21 protein-coding genes are annotated in these 19,689 nt (G+C 68.7%); 6 read left to right on the forward strand and 15 right to left on the reverse strand.

All coding sequences use genetic code 11. The features are described 5' to 3' along the window. The first annotated feature begins 3 nt into the window (after positions 1–3). A complete protein-coding gene (locus CY658_RS26920; protein WP_101493112.1) occupies positions 4–963 on the forward strand; it encodes a helix-turn-helix domain-containing protein in 960 nt (319 codons plus the stop codon). On the opposite strand, the gene CY658_RS26925 is transcribed toward CY658_RS26920, so the two are convergent. Further along, positions 935–1,855 (reverse strand): class I SAM-dependent methyltransferase, encoded by a 921-nt coding sequence (locus CY658_RS26925; protein WP_101493113.1) that lies wholly within the window; start codon positions 1,853–1,855, stop codon positions 935–937. The genes CY658_RS26920 and CY658_RS26925 overlap by 29 nt on opposite strands. Before the next feature lie 107 nt (positions 1,856–1,962). On the opposite strand from CY658_RS26925, the gene CY658_RS26930 reads away from it, so the two are divergent. The 5 genes from CY658_RS26930 to CY658_RS26950 all read left to right on the forward strand — a co-directional run bounded on the left by CY658_RS26930 (position 1,963) and on the right by CY658_RS26950 (position 5,536). Further along, the gene (locus CY658_RS26930) at positions 1,963–2,940 is read left to right on the forward strand and encodes a LysR family transcriptional regulator (protein WP_257885003.1); all 978 of its coding nucleotides are present in this window, start codon (positions 1,963–1,965) and stop codon (positions 2,938–2,940) included. Positions 2,941–3,147: 207 nt separating this feature from the next. Continuing rightward, complete coding sequence (locus CY658_RS26935; protein ID WP_101493115.1) at positions 3,148–3,873, forward strand: hypothetical protein; 726 nt, start codon at positions 3,148–3,150, stop codon at positions 3,871–3,873. A gap of 60 nt (positions 3,874–3,933) precedes the next feature. Further along, on the forward strand, positions 3,934–4,410 hold the full coding sequence (locus CY658_RS26940) for a hypothetical protein (protein ID WP_101493116.1): 477 nt from the start codon (positions 3,934–3,936) through the stop codon (positions 4,408–4,410). Between the two features lie 92 nt (positions 4,411–4,502). Continuing rightward, the gene (locus tag CY658_RS26945) at positions 4,503–5,111 is read left to right on the forward strand and encodes a flavin reductase family protein (RefSeq protein ID WP_101493117.1); all 609 of its coding nucleotides are present in this window, start codon (positions 4,503–4,505) and stop codon (positions 5,109–5,111) included. A 5-nt stretch (positions 5,112–5,116) separates the two neighbouring features. Then, positions 5,117–5,536 (forward strand): hypothetical protein, encoded by a 420-nt coding sequence (locus CY658_RS26950; protein WP_101493118.1) that lies wholly within the window; start codon positions 5,117–5,119, stop codon positions 5,534–5,536. Here CY658_RS26950 and CY658_RS26955 read toward each other — a convergent pair. From CY658_RS26955 to paaI, 14 genes are all read right to left on the reverse strand, one after another. Beyond that, positions 5,517–6,077: a methyltransferase family protein gene (locus tag CY658_RS26955; protein WP_101493119.1), complete on the reverse strand. Its 561-nt coding sequence runs from the start codon at positions 6,075–6,077 to the stop codon at positions 5,517–5,519. The genes CY658_RS26950 and CY658_RS26955 overlap by 20 nt on opposite strands. Before the next feature lie 29 nt (positions 6,078–6,106). Continuing rightward, on the reverse strand, positions 6,107–6,865 hold the full coding sequence (locus CY658_RS26960; protein WP_101493120.1) for an SDR family NAD(P)-dependent oxidoreductase: 759 nt from the start codon (positions 6,863–6,865) through the stop codon (positions 6,107–6,109). Beyond that, a complete protein-coding gene (paaZ, locus tag CY658_RS26965) occupies positions 6,865–8,916 on the reverse strand; it encodes a phenylacetic acid degradation bifunctional protein PaaZ (protein WP_101493121.1) in 2,052 nt (683 codons plus the stop codon). Before paaZ ends, CY658_RS26960 begins: the two co-directional genes overlap by 1 nt. Positions 8,917–9,072: 156 nt before the next feature. Continuing rightward, complete coding sequence (locus CY658_RS26970; protein ID WP_101493122.1) at positions 9,073–9,804, reverse strand: ABC transporter ATP-binding protein; 732 nt, start codon at positions 9,802–9,804, stop codon at positions 9,073–9,075. Further along, the gene (locus CY658_RS26975) at positions 9,801–11,699 is read right to left on the reverse strand and encodes a branched-chain amino acid ABC transporter ATP-binding protein/permease (protein ID WP_101493123.1); all 1,899 of its coding nucleotides are present in this window, start codon (positions 11,697–11,699) and stop codon (positions 9,801–9,803) included. The genes CY658_RS26970 and CY658_RS26975 overlap by 4 nt, the downstream gene beginning before the upstream one ends. Further along, complete coding sequence (locus CY658_RS26980) at positions 11,696–12,724, reverse strand: branched-chain amino acid ABC transporter permease (RefSeq protein WP_101493124.1); 1,029 nt, start codon at positions 12,722–12,724, stop codon at positions 11,696–11,698. Before CY658_RS26980 ends, CY658_RS26975 begins: the two co-directional genes overlap by 4 nt. A 220-nt stretch (positions 12,725–12,944) precedes the next feature. Continuing rightward, positions 12,945–14,090, reverse strand: coding sequence for an ABC transporter substrate-binding protein (locus CY658_RS26985; protein ID WP_101493125.1), 1,146 nt, complete (start codon positions 14,088–14,090; stop codon positions 12,945–12,947). Between the two features lie 52 nt (positions 14,091–14,142). Beyond that, positions 14,143–15,237 carry a 1,2-phenylacetyl-CoA epoxidase subunit PaaE gene (gene paaE, locus CY658_RS26990; RefSeq protein WP_101493126.1) on the reverse strand — a complete coding sequence of 365 codons (1,095 nt, stop codon included), beginning with the start codon at positions 15,235–15,237 and terminating at the stop codon, positions 14,143–14,145. Positions 15,238–15,249: 12 nt separating this feature from the next. Then, a complete protein-coding gene (gene paaD / locus CY658_RS26995; RefSeq protein ID WP_101493127.1) occupies positions 15,250–15,777 on the reverse strand; it encodes a 1,2-phenylacetyl-CoA epoxidase subunit PaaD in 528 nt (175 codons plus the stop codon). Beyond that, on the reverse strand, positions 15,774–16,553 hold the full coding sequence (gene paaC / locus CY658_RS27000) for a 1,2-phenylacetyl-CoA epoxidase subunit PaaC (RefSeq protein WP_101493128.1): 780 nt from the start codon (positions 16,551–16,553) through the stop codon (positions 15,774–15,776). Before paaC ends, paaD begins: the two co-directional genes overlap by 4 nt. 17 nt (positions 16,554–16,570) lie before the next feature. Beyond that, positions 16,571–16,867, reverse strand: a complete 297-nt coding sequence (paaB, locus tag CY658_RS27005; protein WP_056578133.1) for a 1,2-phenylacetyl-CoA epoxidase subunit PaaB — start codon at positions 16,865–16,867, stop codon at positions 16,571–16,573. Then, on the reverse strand, positions 16,864–17,874 hold the full coding sequence (gene paaA, locus CY658_RS27010) for a 1,2-phenylacetyl-CoA epoxidase subunit PaaA (protein WP_099795399.1): 1,011 nt from the start codon (positions 17,872–17,874) through the stop codon (positions 16,864–16,866). Before paaA ends, paaB begins: the two co-directional genes overlap by 4 nt. Positions 17,875–17,916: 42 nt before the next feature. Then, positions 17,917–19,227 carry a phenylacetate--CoA ligase PaaK gene (gene paaK / locus CY658_RS27015; protein WP_101493129.1) on the reverse strand — a complete coding sequence of 437 codons (1,311 nt, stop codon included), beginning with the start codon at positions 19,225–19,227 and terminating at the stop codon, positions 17,917–17,919. 14 nt (positions 19,228–19,241) lie between these two features. Next, the gene (gene paaI / locus CY658_RS27020; RefSeq protein ID WP_101493130.1) at positions 19,242–19,688 is read right to left on the reverse strand and encodes a hydroxyphenylacetyl-CoA thioesterase PaaI; all 447 of its coding nucleotides are present in this window, start codon (positions 19,686–19,688) and stop codon (positions 19,242–19,244) included. Between the last annotated feature and the right edge of the window lies 1 nt (position 19,689).

Genomic DNA, 19,689 nt, shown 5'->3' on the forward strand with positions numbered 1-19,689 from the left:
CCCATGACCGCGTCCCTGCTCCTGTCCACCGACGAGATCCCGCCGAAGGAACGCGGGCCGCTGTGGTGCGAATGGGTGTGGCGCCACTTCGGCGGGCTGGGTTCCGACCTGTACGGCGACAGCGATTTCGATGGCCACCTCGCGTCCTCGCACGCGGGCGACGTGATCCTCACGCGGCTCGAGGCCAACCGACATCGCGTGCTGCGCACCCCGCAGATGGCGCGCCTGAGCGACGCGCCGTACCTGAAGATCGTCGCGCCCTGGCAGGGCTCGGCCGAGGTCACGCAGCGCGGGCGCGCGGCGGCCGTGCGTGCGGGCGGCTGGACGCTGTACGACACCACGCTCGACTACACCGTGGCCAACCCCGAGCGCAGCGACCACCTCATCGTGATGCTGCCGAAAGACCAGATCGCCTCGCCCGCATTGCCGCTGGGCGACCTCGTCGCGCGGCGCATCGGCGGCGACAGCGGCATCTCGCGCGTGGCGCTGGAGACCATGCGCAACACCTACCTGGAGCTGCCCTACATGAGCGAAGCCGCCGCGCGCGGCGCGGGCGAGCTGCTGATCCAGCTGGTGCGCCTGTCGCTCATGGAGCTCGCGGGCCAGAGCACGGCGCAGACCCAGCGCGAGGCGCTGAAAGACCGCATCCACCGCCACGTGGCGCAGAACCTGCGCGACCCCGCGCTGTCGATCGACGGCATGGCGCTGGCGCTGCGTTGCAGCAAGCGCCTGCTGCACCAGGCCTTCGCGGGCGATGACGACACGCTCACCGGCTACATCCAGCACCAGCGGCTGGCCGCCAGCATCCGCGACCTGATCGACCCCGCGAACGCCGCGCGCTCGATCACCGACATCGCGCTGGGCGCGGGCTTCGGCAACCTCTCGCACTTCAGCCGCGTGTTCCGCGCGCACACGGGCGGCAGCCCGAGCGAGTTCAGGCGGCAGGCGATGGTGCCGCACTGACCACGCGCGCGTGCGCGATGTGCGCCGCGCCGGCGGGCTGCAGCCCGTTGCGTCCGGCGGGGTCGTAGCGCGCCAAGGCCGCGTGGCCGTCGATGTCTTCGAGCAGGTCGAGCCCGGTGCCGCGCAGCAGCGCCGCCAGCGTCTGCGGATCGAAGCCCGACAAAAACTCTTCGCCGACCGAGGCCACGTCGCTGCGCAGCTTCTGGAAGGCTGCGGGGCCTGCGTGCAGCGCGGCCTCGTCGATGTAGGTGAAGACCAGTTCGCTTCCCGGCGCTGCGCAGGTAGCGATATCGCGCAGCGCGGCAAGGTTGGCCTCGCGCGTCAGGTACACCGTCACGCCGAGCCACGAGAAGAAGGTCGGCTGCGCGGCGTTGAAGGGCGAACGCGCGAGCGCCGCGCCGAGGCTTTCGGCCGACAGGTCCGCTTCGACGAAATGCACCGACGGGGAAGGCGGCACGCCGCAGGCCGCGAGGCGCTGGCGTTTCAGCGGCTGCGTGGCCGGGTGGTCGACCTCGTAGATGTCCAGGCCCTGCGCCCAGGCGGGGATGCGGCACACGAAGCTGTCGAAGCCCGCGCCGATCAGCACGTACTGCGTGATGCCGCGTGCGACCGCATCCTGCAGCGCATCTTCCGTGTAGCGCGAGCGCAGGATCACGTCGGGGTAGGCGGCGTTGGCGCGCATCGCGTCGTCGAGCGCTGTTTCAGATGTGCCTGTCGCGGACGCATCACGCCGCGCCAGTGCGCGTTCGCGGAAGGCGGCGCGTACGGTGTCCGGCACGAGGCGCTCGCCCCAGCGGTCGTCCAGCAGCGGCGCGGGCGCGCTGCGCGAATGGATGGACCGCATGAGCGCGGTGGCGAGGGCGGTGCGGCTGGCTTGCGAAGAAGGATTCAAGGGCGGGGCTCCGGTGTTGCGAGGGTGCAAGGGCGCGAAGTTTCTGCCCGCGCGACGCGTCTGTACAGTGCATTGTTCAAAGCAATGACCTGCACCAAATGAATTCCATGGACCTGAACTTGCTGGCCGCACTCGATGCCCTGTTGAGCACCGGCAGCGTGAGCGCGGCCGCCGAGTGCATGCACCTGAGCGCGCCGGCCATGAGCCACACGCTCGCGCGCATCCGTGAGGCGCTGGGCGATCCGATCCTCGTGCGGGCCGGTCGCAAGCTGGTGCCGACGCCGCGCGCGGTGGCGTTGCGCGATCCGGTGCGCCGCCTGATCGCCGACGCGCGCCTGCTGATGCAGCCCGACGGCGGCGTGCCGCTGGCGCGTGTGACGCGCGAGTTCACGGTGCGCGCGCCCGAAGGCATGGGCATCGTCTACGGCGCCACCTTGCTGGCCGCGCTGCGACGCGACATGCCATTGGCGCGCCTGCGTTTCGTGCCCGAAAGCGACAGCGATGCGATGGCCTTGCGCGAAGGGCGCATCGACCTCGACGTGGGCACGCTGCCCGACAGAGGCCCGGAGACACAGACCGCGCTGCTGTACGAGCAGCGCATCGTCGGCGTGGTCGGGGCCGGGCACGAACTGCTGAAGGCGCGCGTCACGCCCAAGCGCCTGGCGGCCCAGCAGCATGTGGCGGTCACGCGGCGCGCCAGGTCGGTCGAGCCCCTCGACAGCCTGCTCGCGGCACAAGGCTGCGCGCGGCAGATCGCATTGACCGTGCCCAGCGCCTATGGCGCGCTGATGGCCGCCGCGCGCTCGTCGCTGGTGGCTTGCGTGCCCGAGCCGCTGGCGCGCACCGTGGCGGCGAGCCTCGGCCTGGCGATGTTCAAGCTGCCGGTGGCCGTGCCGCCCGAGCAGGTGCTGCAGGCCTGGCATCCGCGCGACGAGGTCGACCCGGCGCACCGCTGTCTTCGTGAGGCGGTGTCGGCCGTGTCGAAAGATGCGCGCTTCGGTCCGCTCACGGGCCGCGACGCGCAGGCCCCGATGCGCGGGCGTGCGCTGGCCGCCCACCGCGCACTGCTTGCAGAGTTGCCATGAATGCTTAAGCAGCGGTTGTGTCGAAGAGGGTATCAAACTTAAATCTTCTTGATTAACTGGCTCTGCGGCAGGCGTCGTTCGTTCAAAAAAAAGGTGCCGTAACGCCCGCGAAGCCTCGAGAGTGACGCTTCTCGCTGGTATCTTCGTGCGCGCAATTCAGCTCCACGCCACCACGCCCGTTGTCGACGCATTGGGTACTTGCTTCACATGCCCCTTCGTCACGACCGCATCTTTCCGCGCTACGCGTTCTACTGTGTGCTGGCCGGCCTGGCCGCCATCTATGTCTTCTGCGCCATGGTGCTGGTGCCGGCCAAGATCTACATCCTTCCGTACCTCATCACGCCGGACTTCGTGCGCTACAAGGGCGCGTTCTTCGTGCTGGTGCTGGCGATTCCGGCTGCGATCTATTTGATCTGCTGGAAGGGCAGTGACTTCTTTGCGTGGCTGCGAAGCCCGCAGGTGCTGACGCTGAACGCGCGGGGCCTGCAGTTCGGCACACAGACCATTGCCTTCGCCGACGTGACGCGGCTGCGCCATCGCCACAACCGCAACCACCTGCTGCTCACCACCCGCGACGGAAAGACGCTGCGCCTGCGGCTCGACCTGTGGGACGACGCCTTCGAGTTGCTCGCCGAAGTGGAAGAAGCCGTCGGCGAGGTGCTGCGGCACGACGTGGAGCGGCGCCTGCATGCGGGCGACACCGTGCCCTTCGGCGCGCTGGCGCTGAATGCGGAAGGGCTGGTGCACAAGGGCCAGCTCATCGCGTGGTCGAGCATCGACACCATCCGCACGCAGTCGGACGCCGAAGCCATGGACGTCGACGAGCACCTGGTGATCGTCGCCAACGGCAAGACCCGCAAGATCGATCGCTCGAAGATCGACAACGAGCCGGTGCTGATGGGCTGCCTCATGCAGCGCCTGCCGTCGGCCTGAGCCCTGCTTCTTTTTCTTTTCTTCATCTCCAAAGTACAGCGATACCGGGACTCAAAAAAAATGGAAATCTACAGCTCCGCCAACCAACAGGAAAAAACCCGCCAGGACCGCCCGGTCTTCTACTCCCGCACGCGGCTGATCGCCGGTGCCACGCTCTGGGTGGTGGTGACGGTCGTGCTCGCCGTGCTGTGCATCCGCGCGCAGGACAAGAACATCGGCATCCTCATTGCGGCGGGCTTCGGCCTGCTGGCCGCGTGGCTGGCCGTCAAGTGCATCCGCACGCTGGCCAACATCGCCACGCCCGCGTTCGTCATCGGCCGCCAGGGCCTGACCTTCGAGAACGGCCTGCTGCTTCCGTGGGGCAACATCGTCGAGAACACCTGGGTCAACCAGGACTACATGGGCATTCCCATCGGCAAGCAGATCCAGATCAAGACCGATCTGCCCAAGCCGAAGGCCCGCGTGCTGCGCCGTGCGACGGCGCTGGAGATTTCGGGCGACGAGTACCTCGCCCTGTGCGACGCCTACGCGGCGTAACGGGCAACAGCCGGGCGTTTGAGCAACCCGGCACCTGCTGGTAGGCTGGCGGGCCTCCATCCTCCGGGCTCGCCTTCGCGGGCCCTACGCGCATGAACGCCTCTCACCGCCGGCCGGTTCCGTTGAACAAGGCCTACCGTCTCCTGAACCACGGACCCACTGTCCTCGTGAGCGCCGCGCACGATGGCCGGCGCAACATCATGGCCGCGGCCTGGGCGATGCCGCTGGACTTCGATCCGCCCAAGGTGGCGGTCGTGCTCGACAAGAGCACCTGGACGCGCGTGCTGCTCGAAGGCGCAGGCACCTTCGCACTGCAGGTGCCCACGCGCGCGCAGCTCGACCTGACCGATGCACTGGGCAACAGCTCGGGGCGCGAGATCGCCGAGCGCGACGGCAGCGACAAGTTCGCGGCCTACGGCCTCTCGACCTTCGCGGGTGAGGCCACCGGCGCACCGCTGCTCGAAGGCTGCGCGGCCTGGCTCGAATGCCGGCTGCTGCCCGAGCCGCCGATCCAGCAACGCTACGACCTGTTCCTCGGCGAGGTGATCGCGGCGCAGGCCGACGCGCGCGTGTTTTCTGAAGGGCGCTGGCATTTCGAAGGGCACGACGAGTTGCGCACGCTGCACCACGTGGCGGGCGGGCACTTCATCGTCGATGGCGAGGCGGTCGATGCGAAGGCGCTGCCGCGCGTGACACCGTAGCCTGCATGCCGGAGCTGAGCCAGGTCATCACCGTCGTCGCCTACAGCCTCATGGGCCTGCTGGTGGCCATGATGGGCTCGCTGGGTCTGGCCGCGCTGTGGACCTGGCGCGACTGGCCTGGCGCCGACCGCCTGACCGGCCTGGCCGCGCGGCTCGCGATCCTGACGTGGATGGTGGGTGGCGTGATGCTGATCGTCGGCGGGCTGGCGATGGCCGGGCTGGCGACGTGGGTCATCTTCTGGGCGTCCAAGCCGCTGCCGTCCACCGTGCTCGGCATCGCGGGCTACGTGGCCTCGCGGGCCGTGCTCGTGGTCATGGCGGTGCTGCTGGTGCGCAAGGGCGGGCTGGTCCTCGCGGCCTGGTGGGGCGCGCGCACAGAAGACGGCGCGCCCGAAAAATCCAGCGCTACAGCAGGAAAGGAATGAAGCGCCGCGTGTCGCGCATGTACTCGCGGTAGGCGTCGCCGAAATGCGCGAGGCATTCCTTTTCGTCGCGCAGCGCCGTCAGGAACAGGAACAGCGTGGCCGCCAGCACCAGCGCCAGCGTGAGCCAGGTGAACTGCTTGAGAAAGGCGCCCCAGGCCAGCAGCATCAGCGCCGTGTACATCGGGTGGCGGATGTAGCGGAAGGCGCCGGAGGTCACCAGTGCCGAGGTCTTCTCAAAACCGTACAGCGCCGGGTCGTCGTTGCGCACGTCGCTTGGCTTGCCGTGCGCCTTGAGCAGTCGCACCGCGTGGATGGGCAGCCAGATCGACAGCGCCAGCAGCACGCAAGAAATCAGTTGCGTGGCCGAGAACGGATCGACATGCCACACCGGCAGGTTCAGCACGATCAGCACCAGCATGCATTCCCACGCGAAGAAGCGGAAGAAGCCGTGGGAGCCGGGCTGGCTGAGCGGGCCGCGCGACACGTACAGCAGCGCGGCCGTGCCGACGACAAAAAGAAAGAGCTGGAACCAGAAGAGCATGGCGGCCGAATTTACACGGCCCGCAGGGCTCAGCCGGAGATCGAAAACCCGCCGTCGACGGGAATGGCGGTGCCGGTCACGTAGTCGGACGCGGCGCTCGCCAGGAACACGGCGGTGCCTGCGATGTCCGAAGGCTGGCCCCAGCGGCCGGCGGCGGCGCGCGTCTTCACGCGCTCGTACAGGCCCGGAATCTGGGTGCGCGCGCCGTCGGTCAGCTCGGTCTCGAACCAGCCCGGAAGGATGGCGTTGACCTGGATCTGGTCGGCCGCCCACGAGAGCGCGGTCGACTTGGTGAGCTGCACGATGCCGGCCTTGCTCGCGGCGTAGGCCGGGGCGTAGGGCGCGCCGAAGATCGACATCATCGAGCCGATGTTGATGATCTTGCCGCCGCCCGCGGCCTTCAGGTGCGGGTGCGCGGCGCGGCTGCACAGGAAGGCGCTGGTGAGGTTGGTGTCCATCACCTGGTGCCACTCGGCCAGCGCGAGCTGGTCGACGGGCTTGCGCACCGTGGTGCCGGCGTTGTTGACGAGGATGTCGAGCCGGCCGCAGCGCGCCACGACCTCGTCGAAGGCCTTCTGCACCGAGGCTTCGTCGGTCACGTCGAGTGCGAGCGCGAAGCTGTCGCTGCCCAATGCCTTCAGCGATTCGACCGCGGCGGCCGACTTCTGTGCATTGCGCGCCGCGACGATGACGCGGGCGCCAGCTTTGGCGAGGCCCTGTGCCATGCCGAGGCCGATGCCGCCGTTGCCGCCGGTGACGAGCGCGACTTTTCCTGTGAGATCGAACATCAGTTGGTTTCTGGTTTCTTGGAGACAAGGGTCAGGATATCGTAGCTCGCGACCAGCTCGCCCAGCTGGTTGGTCACCTCCACGTCCCAGGCCACCACGCCCTGGCCCTGGCCGCTCGCGTCCTTCTTGTTGCGGTCGATCTTGCGCTTGCAGGTCAAGCGCGCCTGGATGGTGTCGCCGATGCCCACGGGCTTGACGAAGCGCAGCGTGTCCAGGCCGTAGTTGGCCAGCACCGGGCCCGGCGAGGGCGAGACGAACAGGCCCGCGGCGGCCGACAGCACGAAGTAGCCATGCGCGATGCGCTTGCCGAAGGGCGAGGCCTTGGCCGCCTCTTCGTCGAAGTGCATGTAGAAGTAGTCGCCCGAGATGCCGCCGAAGGCGACGATGTCGGCCTCGCCCACGGTGCGGCGGTGCGTGAGCAGCGAGTCGCCGATGCGCAGCTCTTCGAAGTAGCGGCGGAAGGGATGCACTTCGCTCTCGCGCAGCGCGGCGCCGCGCACGTGCTCGCCGGTGACGGCCGCCAGCATGGTGGGCGAGCCCTGCAGCGCGGCGCGCTGCAGGTAGTGCTTCACGGCGCGCAGGCCGCCGAGTTCTTCGCCGCCGCCCGCGCGGCCCGGGCCGCCGTGCTTCAGCACCGGCAGCGGCGAGCCGTGGCCGGTCGATTCCGCAGCGGCCTCGCGGTCGAGCACCAGCAGGCGGCCGTGCCAAGCGGCAGCGACCGGAATCGCCTTGGCGGCGATGGCCGGGTCGCGCGTGACGAGCGTGCCCACGAGGCTGCCCTTGCCGCGCGCGGCGAGCGCCAGTGCTTCGTCGATGCCGTCGTAAGGCATGAGCGTGCTGACGGGGCCGAAGGCCTCGATGTCGTGTGCGGCGTCGTGTTCGAGCGGTTTGCGGCTCAGGAGCAGCGTGGGCGCGAAGAACGCGCCTTCGCTCACGCCGTCGCCCACGGGCGAGAAACCGTCGCGTTCGCCGTACACCAGCTCTGCGCCCTGCAGCAGCGTGGCGACGCGCTCGGCCACGTCGGCCTGCTGGTCGCGCGAGGCGAGGGCGCCCATGCGCACGTCTTCGCGCGACGGGTCGCCGATGACGGTCTTGGCCAGGCGGGCGCGCAGCTTCTCGGCCACCGCATCGAGGTGCTGGCGCGGCACGATCGCGCGGCGGATGGCCGTGCACTTCTGGCCGGCTTTTGTGGTCATCTCGCGCGCCACCTCTTTCACGAAGAGATCGAACTCCTCGTCGTCGGGCGTCACGTCGGGCGCGAGGATCGCGCAGTTGAGCGAGTCGGCTTCGGCGTTGAACGGGATCGACTGGCGCACCAGGTTCGCGTTCACGCGCAGCTTGGCGGCGGTGTCGGCCGAGCCGGTGAAGGTGACCACGTCGGGGCCTTCGAGGCGGTCGAGCAGGTCGCCCGTGCTGCCGATCACCAGCTGCAGGCTGCCCTCGGGCAGGATGCCCGACTGCACGATGAGCTTCATCAGCGCTTCGGTGAGGTAGCTGGTGGCCGTGGCCGGCTTGCCGATGCAGGGCATGCCCGCGAGGAAGCTGGGCGCGAACTTCTCGAGCAGGCCCCACACCGGGAAGTTGAAGGCGTTGATGTGCACCGCCACGCCGCCGCGCGGCACCAGGATGTGCGTGCCCGCGAAGCCGCCCTTCTTGCCAAGCGGAAAGGCCGGGCCTTCGTGCACGAGGTTGCCCGAGGGCAGCTCGTTGGTGCCGATGCTGGCGTAGGCGCTCAGCGTGCCGGCGCCGCCTTCGATGTCGATCCAGCCGTCGGCGCGCGTGGCGCCCGTGTGGGCCGAGACGGCATACAGCGCTTCCTTGTTGGCGGCGAGGTACTTGGCCAGCGCCTTCAGGCGCTCGGCGCGCTGCTGGAAGTCGAGCTTCATGAGCGCGGGAATGCCGACGCGGCGCGCATGCGCCAGCGCCTCCGCGAAGTCGATGGCCTCGGCGTGCGTGCTCGCCACGGCCTGGCCGTTGACAGCGCTGCGCAGCGATTGCGCGGCTTCCTGGCCGATCCAGCGGCCGGCGATGTAGCTTTGAAGGGTGGTCATGGTGATGTCCTTTGGCTGTTGTGTTGCTCCTTCCCCTTCCGGGGGAAGGCTGGGATGGGGGCAGGCGGCGCTGGTTCGGCGCGGTGCTTTATCGATCGCCGCTGGCCCCCACCCCGACCCTCCCCCGGAAGGGGAGGGAGGAAAACGGGGGCGGCGTCATTTCTTGTTCCCGATGCCCAGGTAGGTATCGATGATTCTTTGGTCGTGCAGCAGGTCGCCGGCATTGCCTTCGAGCGCCACCGCGCCCATCTCGAGCACGTAGGCGCGGTCGGCCACCTGCAGCGCGGCGCGGGCGTTCTGTTCCACCAGCAGCACCGAGACGCCATGCTTGCGCAGCTGCGACACCACGCGCAGCACCTCGCGCACCACCAGCGGGGCGAGGCCCAGCGAAGGCTCGTCGAGCATCAGCAGGCGCGGGCGCGCCATGAGTGCGCGGCCGATGGCCAGCATCTGGCGCTCGCCGCCGGAGAGCGTGGAGGCCATCTGCGGACGGCGCTCCTTCAGGCGCGGAAAGATCTCGAAGACCTCGTCCATGCGCGCGCGCTGGTCGCGCTTGCCCTTGCGCCACTGGTAGAAGCCGCCGAGCAGCAGGTTGTCTTCGACTGACATCTCGCCGAACAGCTCGCGCCGCTCGGGCACCAGCGCCACGCCGCGCGCCACCATGGTCTCGACGCCGGGGCGCGCGATGCGCTCGCCGTCGAGCGACAGCTTGCCGCTCGACACCAGCAAGCCCATGGCCGCGCACAGCAGCGTGGTCTTGCCGGCGCCGTTGGGGCCGATCACGGTGACGATCTCGCCTTCGTTCACGTGCAGGCGCACGCTGTGCACCGCCTCGACGGTGCGGTAGGCGACGCAGAAGTCTTCCAGTTGAAGAATGGGGTGGCTCATCGGGCGTCTTCCAGCAGTTCGTCGTCGGCGCCACCGAGGTAGGCCTCGAGCACGCGCGGGTTGGCCTGCACTTCGGCCGGTGTGCCGGTGGCGATCACGGTGCCGAACTCGAGCACGGTGATGCGGTCGGCGAGGTTCATCACGAACTCCATGTCGTGCTCCACCACGAGGATGCCCAGGCCTTCGGCGCGCAGCTGGCCCAGCAGCTCAGAGAGCGCGCGCTTTTCAAGATGGCGCAGGCCGGCTGCGGGTTCGTCGAGCAGCAGCACCGACGGCTGGCCGGCGAGCGCGCGTGCGATCTCGACCACGCGCTGCTGTCCCAGCGAGAGCGAAGCGGCCGGTGTGTCGGCATGCGCGCCGAGGCCGCAGCGCTCGATCTGCTTGCGCGCCTCGGCCATCAGCGCGGCTTCTTCGGCGCGGTCCAGCCGCAGCATCGCGGCGAGCCAGCCGCGCTTGGCGCGCAGGTGGGCACCGAGCGCCACGTTCTCGACCACGCTGCGCTGGCCCAGCAGGCGCACGTGCTGGAAGGTGCGGCCCAGGCCGCGCGCCGCGAAGGCGCGCGAGGGACGGCCCGACATGGCATCGCCTTCGAGCCGCACTTGGCCCGAGCTGGGGTCGTCCACGCCCGAGATCATGTTGAAGAAGGTGCTCTTGCCCGCGCCGTTCGGGCCGATCAGTGCGTGAATCTCGCCGGCCTTCAGCGTCATCGAGATGTCGTTGTTGGCGATGAGGCCGCCGAAGCGCTTGCTGACCGCGTCGGCCTGCAAGAGCATCGTGCCCGCCGCCGGCAGCACGCGCTGTGCGAGCTGCGCCGCCGGGGCCGTCGATGTACCGGCTGCGGGGGCCTTGGCCACCGGCCGCACCCAGCGGCTCACCAGCCGCGCCAGCGTGGGCCACAGGCCGTCGGCAAAGCGCTGCAGCACGAACAGCATCAGCAGGCCGAACACCACCACCTCGAAGTTGCCGCTGGTGCCCAGCAGCGCGGGCAGGATGTCCTGCAGCTTCTCTTTGAGCAGCGTGATCAGCGTGGCGCCGAGCACCGCGCCCCACAGGTGGCCCGCGCCGCCGACCACCGCCATGAACAGCATCTCGATGCCGATGTTGAGGTTGAAGGGCGTGGGGTTCACGAAGCGCTGCATGTGCGCGTAGAGCCAGCCCGACACGGCCGCGAGCAATGCGGCCAGCACGAACAGCTTGATGCGGTGGCGCGCCGTGTCGACGCCCATCGACTCGGCCATGAGCCGGCCGCCCTTGAGCGCGCGGATGGCGCGGCCTTCGCGCGAGTCGAGCAGGTTGTGCAGCGCCCACAGCGCCAGCAGCAGCACGGCCCAGATCACCACGCCGAGTGCGCGCGGCGAGGCCAGCGAGATGCCCGCGACCACCAGCGGCGGCACGCCCGTGATGCCGGTCTGGCCGCCCAGGAACTCCATGTTGCCGAGCAGGAAGTACAGGCTCAGGCCCCAGGCGATGGTGCACAGCGGCAGGTAGTGGCCCGACAGCTTGAGCGTGACCGCGCCGAGCGCCCAGGCCAGCGCGAAGGTCAGCACCAGCCCGAGCAGCAGGCCGAGCCACGGCACCAGCGCCGAACCGGCGAGGCCGCCGAGCCAGCCCGCGGCCGTGGGCGAGGTGCAGATCCACGCAGTGGCATAGGCGCCCATGCCGACGAACGCGGCCTGGCCGAAGGAGGTCATGCCGCCCACGCCGGTCAGCATGACCAGCCCGGCGGCCACCAGCGCATACAGGCCGATGTTGCCGAGCACCGCGACGGTGAAGTCGGGCAGCCAGCCCCAGGCCAGCGCGAGCGCGACGATGCACGCCAGCGTGAGCGTGCGCGGCGTGACCAGCGGACGGCCCGCGTGGGCCGTGTTGGAAGAAGTGGTGGGCGACGCGCTCATTCCTCGTCCTCCACGTGGTGGCTGCGCAGCGAACGCCACCACAGCACTGGAATGATCAACGTGAACACCAGCACTTCCTTGTAGGCGCTGGCCCAGAACGAAGAGAAAGCTTCCAGCAGGCCGACCAGCAATGCGCCCGCGAGCGCCAACGGGTAGCTCGCCAGTCCGCCGACGATGGCGGCCACGAAGCCCTTCAGGCCGATGAGAAAACCGGTGTCGTAGTAGACCGTGGTGATCGGTGCGATCAGCAGGCCCGACACCGCGCCGATGAGCGCCGCGAGCGCAAAGCTCAGGTCGCCCGACAGCTCGGTGGGGATGCCCGAGAGCCGTGCGCCCACGCGGTTGATGGCGGTGGCGCGCAGCGCCTTGCCGACCATGGAGCGGCCGAAGAACCAGAACATGGCGATCACCAGCAGCAGCGTGACGCCCACCACCACGATCGACTGGCCGCTCACGGGGATGCCGCCGATGTCGAAGCGCACGTCGGAGAACGGCGTGGTGCGCGAACCTTCGGCGCCGAAGAAGAACAGGCCCAGGCCGACCAGCACGCCGTGCAGCGCGACCGAGACGATCAGCAGCATCAGCACCGTGGCATCGGCCAGCGGGCGGTACGCCAGGCGGTACAGCAGAGGGCCCAGCGGCGCGATCAGCACCAGCGTGGTGACCGCCTGCAGGGTCATCGACGTGGGCTTGACGCCCAGCACCAGCACCGCGGCGACGGCCGGGAAGGCGACGCACCACGTGAAAGCCGAGCGCCAGTCGATCGTCGCGCCGCGCTTCCAGCGCCACACCTCCACGACGAGCGCCATGGCGCCCAGCGCCACCAGCAGCCACAGCGTGGCCGGCGTGCGCCCGCCCTGCAGCGCGGCCATCGAGAGCGCACCGAAGGCGACGAACTCGCCCTGCGGAATGAAGATCACGCGCGTGACCGAAAACACCAGCACGAGCGCGAGCGCCATCAGTCCGTAGACCGCGCCGTTCACGATGCCGTCCTGCCCCAGCAACAGGGCAATCTGCAAGTCCATATGAAAACCTTCGGGCGGGGCCCGTGTGTCGAGTCAGTGTCTGTTGCTAGCGCTGTCGGTCGCGCGCGCTGCTGTCTGTCTGCGTCTGTATTGCTCCTTCCCCCTCTGGGGGAAGGTTGGGATGGGGGCTGCCCCCGCATTCGGAGCCGTGCGGCATTCAATGCCGCCGTGCCCCCMCCCCCGCCCYCCCCCGGAAGGGGAGGGAGCAAGGCAGGAAGGCTCAGGGCTGGTATTTCCAGGCGCCGTTTTCGATCTTCACCATCACGCGCGCGCGCTGGTCCAGCCCCAGGTGATCCGCCGCCGTCATGTTGAACACGCCATGCGCGCCCGACACATCCTTGGTCTGCTCGAGCGCATCGCGCAGTGCGGCGCGGAACTCGGGCGTGCCCGGCTGGGCCTTCTTCAGCGCGACCGGCACGGCCGAGCTCATCAAGAGGCCCGCGTCCCAGGCGTGCGCGCCGAAGGTCGAGACCGTGCCCTTGCCGTAGGCGGCTTCATAGGCGGCGACGTAGGCGAGCGCAGACTTCTTCACCGGGTTGCTGGCGGGCAGCTGGTCGGCCACGAGCACCGGGCCGGCCGGCAGGAAGGTGCCGTCGACGTCCTTGCCACCCACGCGCAGGAAGTCGGCATTGGCCACGCCGTGCGTCTGGTACATCTTGCCGGTGTAGCCGCGCTCCTTGAGCGTCTTCTGCGGCAGCGCGGCCGGCGTGCCGGAGCCGGCGACCAGCACCGCATCGGGCTTGGCCGACATGAGCTTCAGCGCCTGGCCGGTGACCGAGGTGTCGGAGCGCGCATAGCGCTCGTTGGCCACGATCTTGATCTTCTTCAGCTCGGCGGCTTTGGCGAACTCCTGCGACCAGCCTTCGCCGTACGCGTCGGAGAAGCCGATGAAGCCGACCGTCTTCACGCCGTTGGCGGCCATGTGCTCGGCGATGGCCAGCGACATCATGATGTCGTTCTGCGGCGTCTTGAAGACCCACTTCTTCTTCGCGTCCATCGGCTCGATGATGCGGGCCGAGGCGGCCACCGAGATCATCGGCGTCTGCGCTTCGCTGGCCACGTCGATCATCGCGAGCGAGGCCGGGGTGGTGGTCGAGCCCAGGATCACGTCGACCTTGTTCTCGGCGATCAGCTTGCGCGTGTTGTTCACGGCGGCCGTGGTGTCGGAGGCATCGTCCAGCACGATGTAGTTGATCTTCTGCCCGCCGATGGTCTTGGGCATCAGCGAGATGGTGTTCTTCTCGGGGATGCCGAGCGACGCCGCCGGCCCGGTGGCCGAGATGGTCACGCCGACGTTGACGTCGGCCCAGGCCGAGAAGGCCGTGGCGCACAGGGCGGCGATCAGCAGAGGCTTGAAGAATGTCATGGTTGGTTTGTCTCCGGGTTGGTATGGGAAAGGCCGAGGGAAAAGCGGGCGTTCAGCGCTCGTCGAAAGACAGCGTGACGCGTTCGGTCAGGGGGTGGGCCTGGCAGGTCAGCACGAATCCCGCGGCCACTTCATTCTTGTCGAGCGCAAAGTTTCTTTCCATGCGGACTTCCCCGTCCACGCACTTCGCGCGGCAGGTGCCGCACACGCCCGAGGTGCACGAGAACGGCACTTCGAGCCCGGCCGCCGACGCCGCATCGAGGATGCTGGGCTGGCCCTCGGTGTAGGTGATCTCGCGCTGCAGGCCGTCGCGCACGATGGTCACGCGCGCCTGCTTGGCATCGCCCGGCTGCGCCTCGTGCACCACCGCGCCGACCTGGTTGGCCGACGTGGCCGAGGGCAGCGCGACGCCGAAGCGCTCGATGTGGATGCGGTCTTCGGGCACGCCCGCGGCGAGCAGCGCGGCCTCGGCCTCGTCGTTCATCTGGAACGGGCCGCACACGTACACCTGGTCGATCTGCGCGGCGGGCACCACCGAGGTCAGGAACTCGCCGATCTTCTCGCGGTTCATCACGCCGAAGCCCAGCGGCGAATCGGTGTGCTCGTCGGAGAACACGTGCTGCAGCACGAGGCGCGTCATGTAGCGGTTCTTCAGGTCCTCGATCTCTTCCTTGAACATCGTGGACTGCAGCTGGCGGTTGCCGTAGATCAGCGTGAAGCGGCTCTTCGGCTCGCGCGCCAGCACGGTCTTCATGATCGACAGGATCGGCGTGATGCCGCTGCCGCCCGCAATGCCCACGTGATGCCGCGCGGCCTCGGGCTCGATGGGCACGAAGAAGCGGCCTTGCGGCGCCATCACCTGCAGGCTGTCGCCGGGCTGCAGGTGGGCGTTGATCCAGTTGGAGAACACGCCGCCGCGCACCTTGCGCACGCCGACGCGCAGCTCGCCGTCGTCGATGCCGGCGCAGATCGAATAGGAGCGGCGCAGGTCCTGGCCGTCGATGTCATGGCGCAGCGTGAGGTACTGGCCCTGCGTGAAGCCGAAGACTTGCTGCAGGTCGGCCGGCACCTCGAACGAGACGATGACGGCCTCGTGCGTGTCGGGCTCGATGGCCTTCACGCGCAGGGGATGGAAGAGGGTGCTCATCGTGGGCGTGCTTCAGATAGGCTTGAAATGTTCGAAGGGTTCACGGCAGGCCATGCAGCGGTACAGCGCCTTGCAGGCGGTCGAGCCGAAGGCCGAGAGCCGCTCGGTGCGCTCGCTGGCGCAGCGGGGGCAGGCGATGCGTTCGCCGGCCATGCGGCCGAAGAGCTTGATCGGCACGGCGGTGGTGGAGGCCTGCTCGGGCGTGAGGTGCGCCGGCGGCGCGATGCCGTAGGCCTTGAGCTTGTCGCGGCCTTCGTCGCTGATCCAGTCGCTGGTCCAGGCGGGTGCGCGGCGCAGCGTGGCGCGGGCGCGGCCCAGGCCGGCCTGTTCGATGGCGGCCAGCACATCGTGCTCGATGGCTTCGGTGGCGGGGCAGCCGGAGTACGTTGGCGTGAGCACGACCTCCAATCCGTCGTCGTGCTCGATCACCTCGCGCACGATGCCCAGGTCGCAGACCGACACGGCCGGCACTTCGGGGTCGGGCACGGTGTGCAGCACGGCCCAGGCGGCCTCGACACGCGATGCCACTTCGGTGGTCACCACACGCCTCCGGGGAAGCTGCGCTGCAGGTGCTGCATCTCGGCCAGGATGTAGCCCATGTGCTCGCTGTGCACGCCGTGCTTGCCGGTGCTGCGGAAGGCGGCTTCCTTCGGCATGGCGAGGCCGGCCGCGTCGAGCACCTGTTGCATGTCGGCAAGCCAGGGCTCGCGCAGTTCGCTCCAGGCCGGGCCGAGGCCGCTGGCGCTGGCTTGCGCATCGACGTCGTCGCTCTCGAACAGCTCGGGCACGTAGAGCCACAGCTGCTTGAGCGCCTTCTCGGTGCGGCGGCGCGACTCGTCGGTGCCGTCGCCCAGGCGCACGACCCAGTCGGCCGAATGCTGTTGGTGGTAGCGCGCTTCCTTCAGCGCCTTGCCGGCGATGGCGGCCACTTCGGCGTCGCTCGATGCGGCCAGGCGCTGCCACAGCAGCTTGAGCAGCGTGGCGACCATGGTGTTGCGCAGCACGGCAAAGGCGAAGTCGCCGCGGGGCAACTCGACCAGCGTGAGGTTGAAGTAGTCGCGCTCGTCGCGCAGGTAGGCGAGCTGGTCTTCGTCGTGCGCGCGGTCAGCCCCTTCGAGCTTGCCGGCGTGCGTGAGCACCGCGCGGGCCTGGCCGACGAGGTCGAGCGCGATGTTGGCCATCGCGATGTCTTCTTCGAGCACCGGTGCGTGGCCGCACCATTCGCCCAGGCGCTGCGCGAGCACCAGGCAGGTGTCGCCGATGCGCAGCAGGTAGTGCACGGCGGGCGTGCGGTTCAGTTCGATCGAGGCTTGCATGGCGTGCCGTCCTGGGCTCACATGTGGTCCACGGACTTGGGCAGTGCGTAGAAGGTGGGGTGGCGGTAGACCTTGTCTTCGGCCGGGTCGAAGAACATGTCCTTGTCGCCCGGGTCGCTGGCCACGATCTGGTCGGAGCGCACCACCCAGATGCTGCTGCCTTCCTGGCGGCGCGTGTAGACGTCGCGCGCCATCTGGATCGCCATCTTCGGATCGACCGCGTGCAGGCTGCCGCAGTGCTTGTGATCGAGGCCGGCCTTGCTGCGCACGAACACTTCCCACAGGGGCCACTCTTGCTTCACTTCGGTGCTCATGCTGCTTCCTTCAGAGGTTGTTTGTTGGCGTGGGCCATCGCGGCTTCGCGCACCCAGGCGCCGTCGTCCCAGGCGTCCACGCGGGCCTGCAGGCGTTCGCGGTTGCAGGGGCCATCGCCGGCGATCACGCGCCAGAACTCGCTCCAGTCGATGACGCCGAAGTCGTGCGACTGGCGTTCTTCGTTCCACTTGAGGTCGGGGTCGGGCAAGGTCACGCCGAGGATTGCGGCCTGCTCGACGGTGGCGTCGATGAACTTCTGGCGCAGCTCGTCGTTGCTGAAGCGCTTGATGCCCCAGCGCATCGACTGCGCCGAGTTGGGCGACTGGTCGTCGGGCGGGCCGAACATCATGATCGAGGGCCACCACCAGCGGTTGACCGCGTCCTGCACCATGGCCTTCTGCGCGTCGGTGCCCTGCTTCATCATTGTCAGCAGTGCTTCGTAGCCCTGGCGCTGGTGAAAGCTCTCTTCGCGGCAGATGCGGATCATGGCGCGCGCATACGGTGCGTACGAGCAGCGGCAGATCGGCACCTGGTTCATGATGGCCGCGCCATCGACCAGCCAGCCGATGGTGCCCATGTCGGCCCAGCTGAGCGTGGGGTAGTTGAAGATCGAGCTGTACTTGGCCTTGCCCGTGTGCAGCGCGTCGAACATCTGGTCGCGCGAGGTGCCCAGCGTTTCGGCGGCGGCGTACAGGTACAGGCCGTGGCCGCCTTCGTCCTGCACCTTGGCCAGCAGGATGGCCTTGCGCTTGAGCGTGGGCGCGCGGCTGATCCAGTTGCCCTCGGGCAGCATGCCGACGATTTCGGAGTGCGCGTGCTGGCTGATCTGGCGCACCAGCGTCTTGCGGTAGTGCTCGGGCATCCAGTCTTTCGCCTCGATGAAGTCGCCGGCGTCGATGCGGGCGTCGAAGCGTTCCTCGAGACGCAGCTCGTCGGCGGAGCGCACGGCCTTCTGCTTGCCGTCGCCTGCGTCCTTGCCCATCGTGTCCATGGCCTGGGTGTACATGTGCGTGTCCTTTCGGTGCGGTGTGTGGGGCGCGCGGGCGGCTCAGCGCGGGCGCGTGTCGATCACGCGGCGGGCCTTGCCGGTCTGCGTGCGTTCCATTTCGTCGGGGCCGTGCACGACCACGCGGGTGGAGATGCCGATGAGCGTCTTCACGCGGTGCTGCACCCAGTCGGAGATGGCATTGCGGTCGGCCGCGGCGGCCTCGTGCGGTGTGAGTTCGCAGTGCACCTCGACCTGGTCGAGCAGGCCTTCGCGGCTCACGCGCACCTGGTACAGGCCGGTGAGGGCGCTGTGTGCGAGCACGATCTCTTCCACCTGCGTGGGGAAGACGTTCACGCCGCGGATGATCATCATGTCGTCGCTGCGCCCGACGATCTTGCCCATGCGGCGGAACGCGCGCGAGGTGGGCGGCAGCAGGCGCGTGAGGTCGCGCGTGCGGTAGCGCACGATGGGCATGGCCTCCTTGCTCAGCGAGGTGAAGACGAGCTCGCCTTCTTCGCCATCGGCCTTCAGCGCGCCCGTTTCGGGGTCGATGATCTCGGGGTAGAAGTGGTCTTCCCAGATCACCGGACCGTCCTTGCTCTCGACGCATTCGCTGGCCACGCCCGGGCCCATCACTTCGGAGAGGCCGTAGATGTCGACCGCATCGATGCCGGCGCGCGTCTCGATGTCGCGGCGCATGGCTTCGGTCCACGGCTCGGCGCCGAAGATGCCGACCTTGAGCGAGCTGTCTTTGGCATCGAGGCCCTGGCGCTCGAACTGCTCGATGATCACCTGCATGTAGCTGGGCGTGACCATGATGATGTCGGGCTTGAAGTCCTGGATCAGCTGCACCTGCTTCTCGGTCTGGCCGCCCGACATCGGAATGACGGTGCAGCCCGCGCGCTCGGCGCCGTAGTGCGCACCCAGGCCGCCGGTGAAGAGGCCGTAGCCATAGGCGACGTGGATCATGTCGCCGGGCCGTCCGCCCGCTGCGCGGATGGAGCGCGCGACCAGGTCGGCCCAGGTGTCGATGTCGTTCTTCGTGTAGCCCACCACGGTCGGCTTGCCGGTGGTACCCGACGACGCGTGGATGCGCGCCACCTGCGTGCGCGGCACGGCGAACATGCCGAAGGGGTAGTTGTCGCGCAGGTCGGTCTTCACCGTGAACGGGAACTTCGACAGGTCGGCCAGCGACTTCAGGTCGTCGGGGTGCACGCCCTTCGCATCGAAGGCTTTGCGGTAGTGCGGCACGTTGTCATAGGCGTTGCGCAGCGTGGCGCGCAGGCGCGTGAGCTGCAGCGCGGCGATTTCGTCGCGGCTGGCGGTTTCGATCGGGTCGAGGTCGCCGGGGGCGGGGCGTTTCACGGTCATGGTGTCTTGTCTCCTCAAGCCGGCACGGCCGGGCGGCCCTTGGCGGTGTACGAGCGGCCGCGGAACATCGCGATGCGCTCGCCGCGCTGGTTGGTGATTTCGGTGTCGTACACGCCGGTGCGGCCGGCCTTCGACACTTCGAAGCAGCGCGCGGTGAGCACGTCGCCCTCGCGCGCCGGCGCGAGGAAGTCGATGGCGAAGCCCGAGGCCACGGTCAGCTCGTTGTACGAGTTGCAGGCGAAGGCGAAGGTGGAATCGGCCAGCGTGGCCATGAAGCCGCCATGGCAGATGGCGTGGCCGTTGAGCATGTCGGGGCGCACGCGCATTTCGAGCGTGGCCTGGCCGGGGCCGACCTCCACGATGCGCATGCCCAGGCCCTTGCTGGCGTTGTCGTTCGCGAACATGCCGTCGCGCACGAACTCGGCGGTCTGTTGCGGGGTGCGGGAGGAAGCGTCGGTCATC

The sequence above is a fragment of the Variovorax sp. RO1 genome, assembly GCF_002849325.1.
Lineage (GTDB): Bacteria > Pseudomonadota > Gammaproteobacteria > Burkholderiales > Burkholderiaceae_C > Variovorax.

Bases quoted from the DNA above. Each gene is read 5' to 3' on its own strand.
- CY658_RS26920 (WP_101493112.1), top strand. From the start codon at position 4: ATGACCGCGTCCCTGCTCCTGTCCACCGACGAGATCCCGCCGAAGGAA.
- CY658_RS26930 (WP_257885003.1), top strand. From the start codon at position 1,963: ATGGACCTGAACTTGCTGGCCGCACTCGATGCCCTGTTGAGCACCGGC.
- CY658_RS26935 (WP_101493115.1), top strand. From the start codon at position 3,148: ATGCCCCTTCGTCACGACCGCATCTTTCCGCGCTACGCGTTCTACTGT.
- CY658_RS26940 (WP_101493116.1), top strand. From the start codon at position 3,934: ATGGAAATCTACAGCTCCGCCAACCAACAGGAAAAAACCCGCCAGGAC.
- CY658_RS26945 (WP_101493117.1), top strand. From the start codon at position 4,503: ATGAACGCCTCTCACCGCCGGCCGGTTCCGTTGAACAAGGCCTACCGT.
- CY658_RS26950 (WP_101493118.1), top strand. From the start codon at position 5,117: ATGCCGGAGCTGAGCCAGGTCATCACCGTCGTCGCCTACAGCCTCATG.
- CY658_RS26955 (WP_101493119.1), bottom strand. From the start codon at position 6,077: ATGCTCTTCTGGTTCCAGCTCTTTCTTTTTGTCGTCGGCACGGCCGCG.
- CY658_RS26960 (WP_101493120.1), bottom strand. From the start codon at position 6,865: ATGTTCGATCTCACAGGAAAAGTCGCGCTCGTCACCGGCGGCAACGGC.
- paaZ (WP_101493121.1), bottom strand. From the start codon at position 8,916: ATGACCACCCTTCAAAGCTACATCGCCGGCCGCTGGATCGGCCAGGAA.
- CY658_RS26970 (WP_101493122.1), bottom strand. From the start codon at position 9,804: ATGAGCCACCCCATTCTTCAACTGGAAGACTTCTGCGTCGCCTACCGC.
- CY658_RS26975 (WP_101493123.1), bottom strand. From the start codon at position 11,699: ATGAGCGCGTCGCCCACCACTTCTTCCAACACGGCCCACGCGGGCCGT.
- CY658_RS26980 (WP_101493124.1), bottom strand. From the start codon at position 12,724: ATGGACTTGCAGATTGCCCTGTTGCTGGGGCAGGACGGCATCGTGAAC.
- CY658_RS26985 (WP_101493125.1), bottom strand. From the start codon at position 14,090: ATGACATTCTTCAAGCCTCTGCTGATCGCCGCCCTGTGCGCCACGGCC.
- paaE (WP_101493126.1), bottom strand. From the start codon at position 15,237: ATGAGCACCCTCTTCCATCCCCTGCGCGTGAAGGCCATCGAGCCCGAC.
- paaC (WP_101493128.1), bottom strand. From the start codon at position 16,553: ATGCAAGCCTCGATCGAACTGAACCGCACGCCCGCCGTGCACTACCTG.
- paaB (WP_056578133.1), bottom strand. From the start codon at position 16,867: ATGAGCACCGAAGTGAAGCAAGAGTGGCCCCTGTGGGAAGTGTTCGTG.
- paaA (WP_099795399.1), bottom strand. From the start codon at position 17,874: ATGTACACCCAGGCCATGGACACGATGGGCAAGGACGCAGGCGACGGC.
- paaK (WP_101493129.1), bottom strand. From the start codon at position 19,227: ATGACCGTGAAACGCCCCGCCCCCGGCGACCTCGACCCGATCGAAACC.
- paaI (WP_101493130.1), bottom strand. From the start codon at position 19,688: ATGACCGACGCTTCCTCCCGCACCCCGCAACAGACCGCCGAGTTCGTG.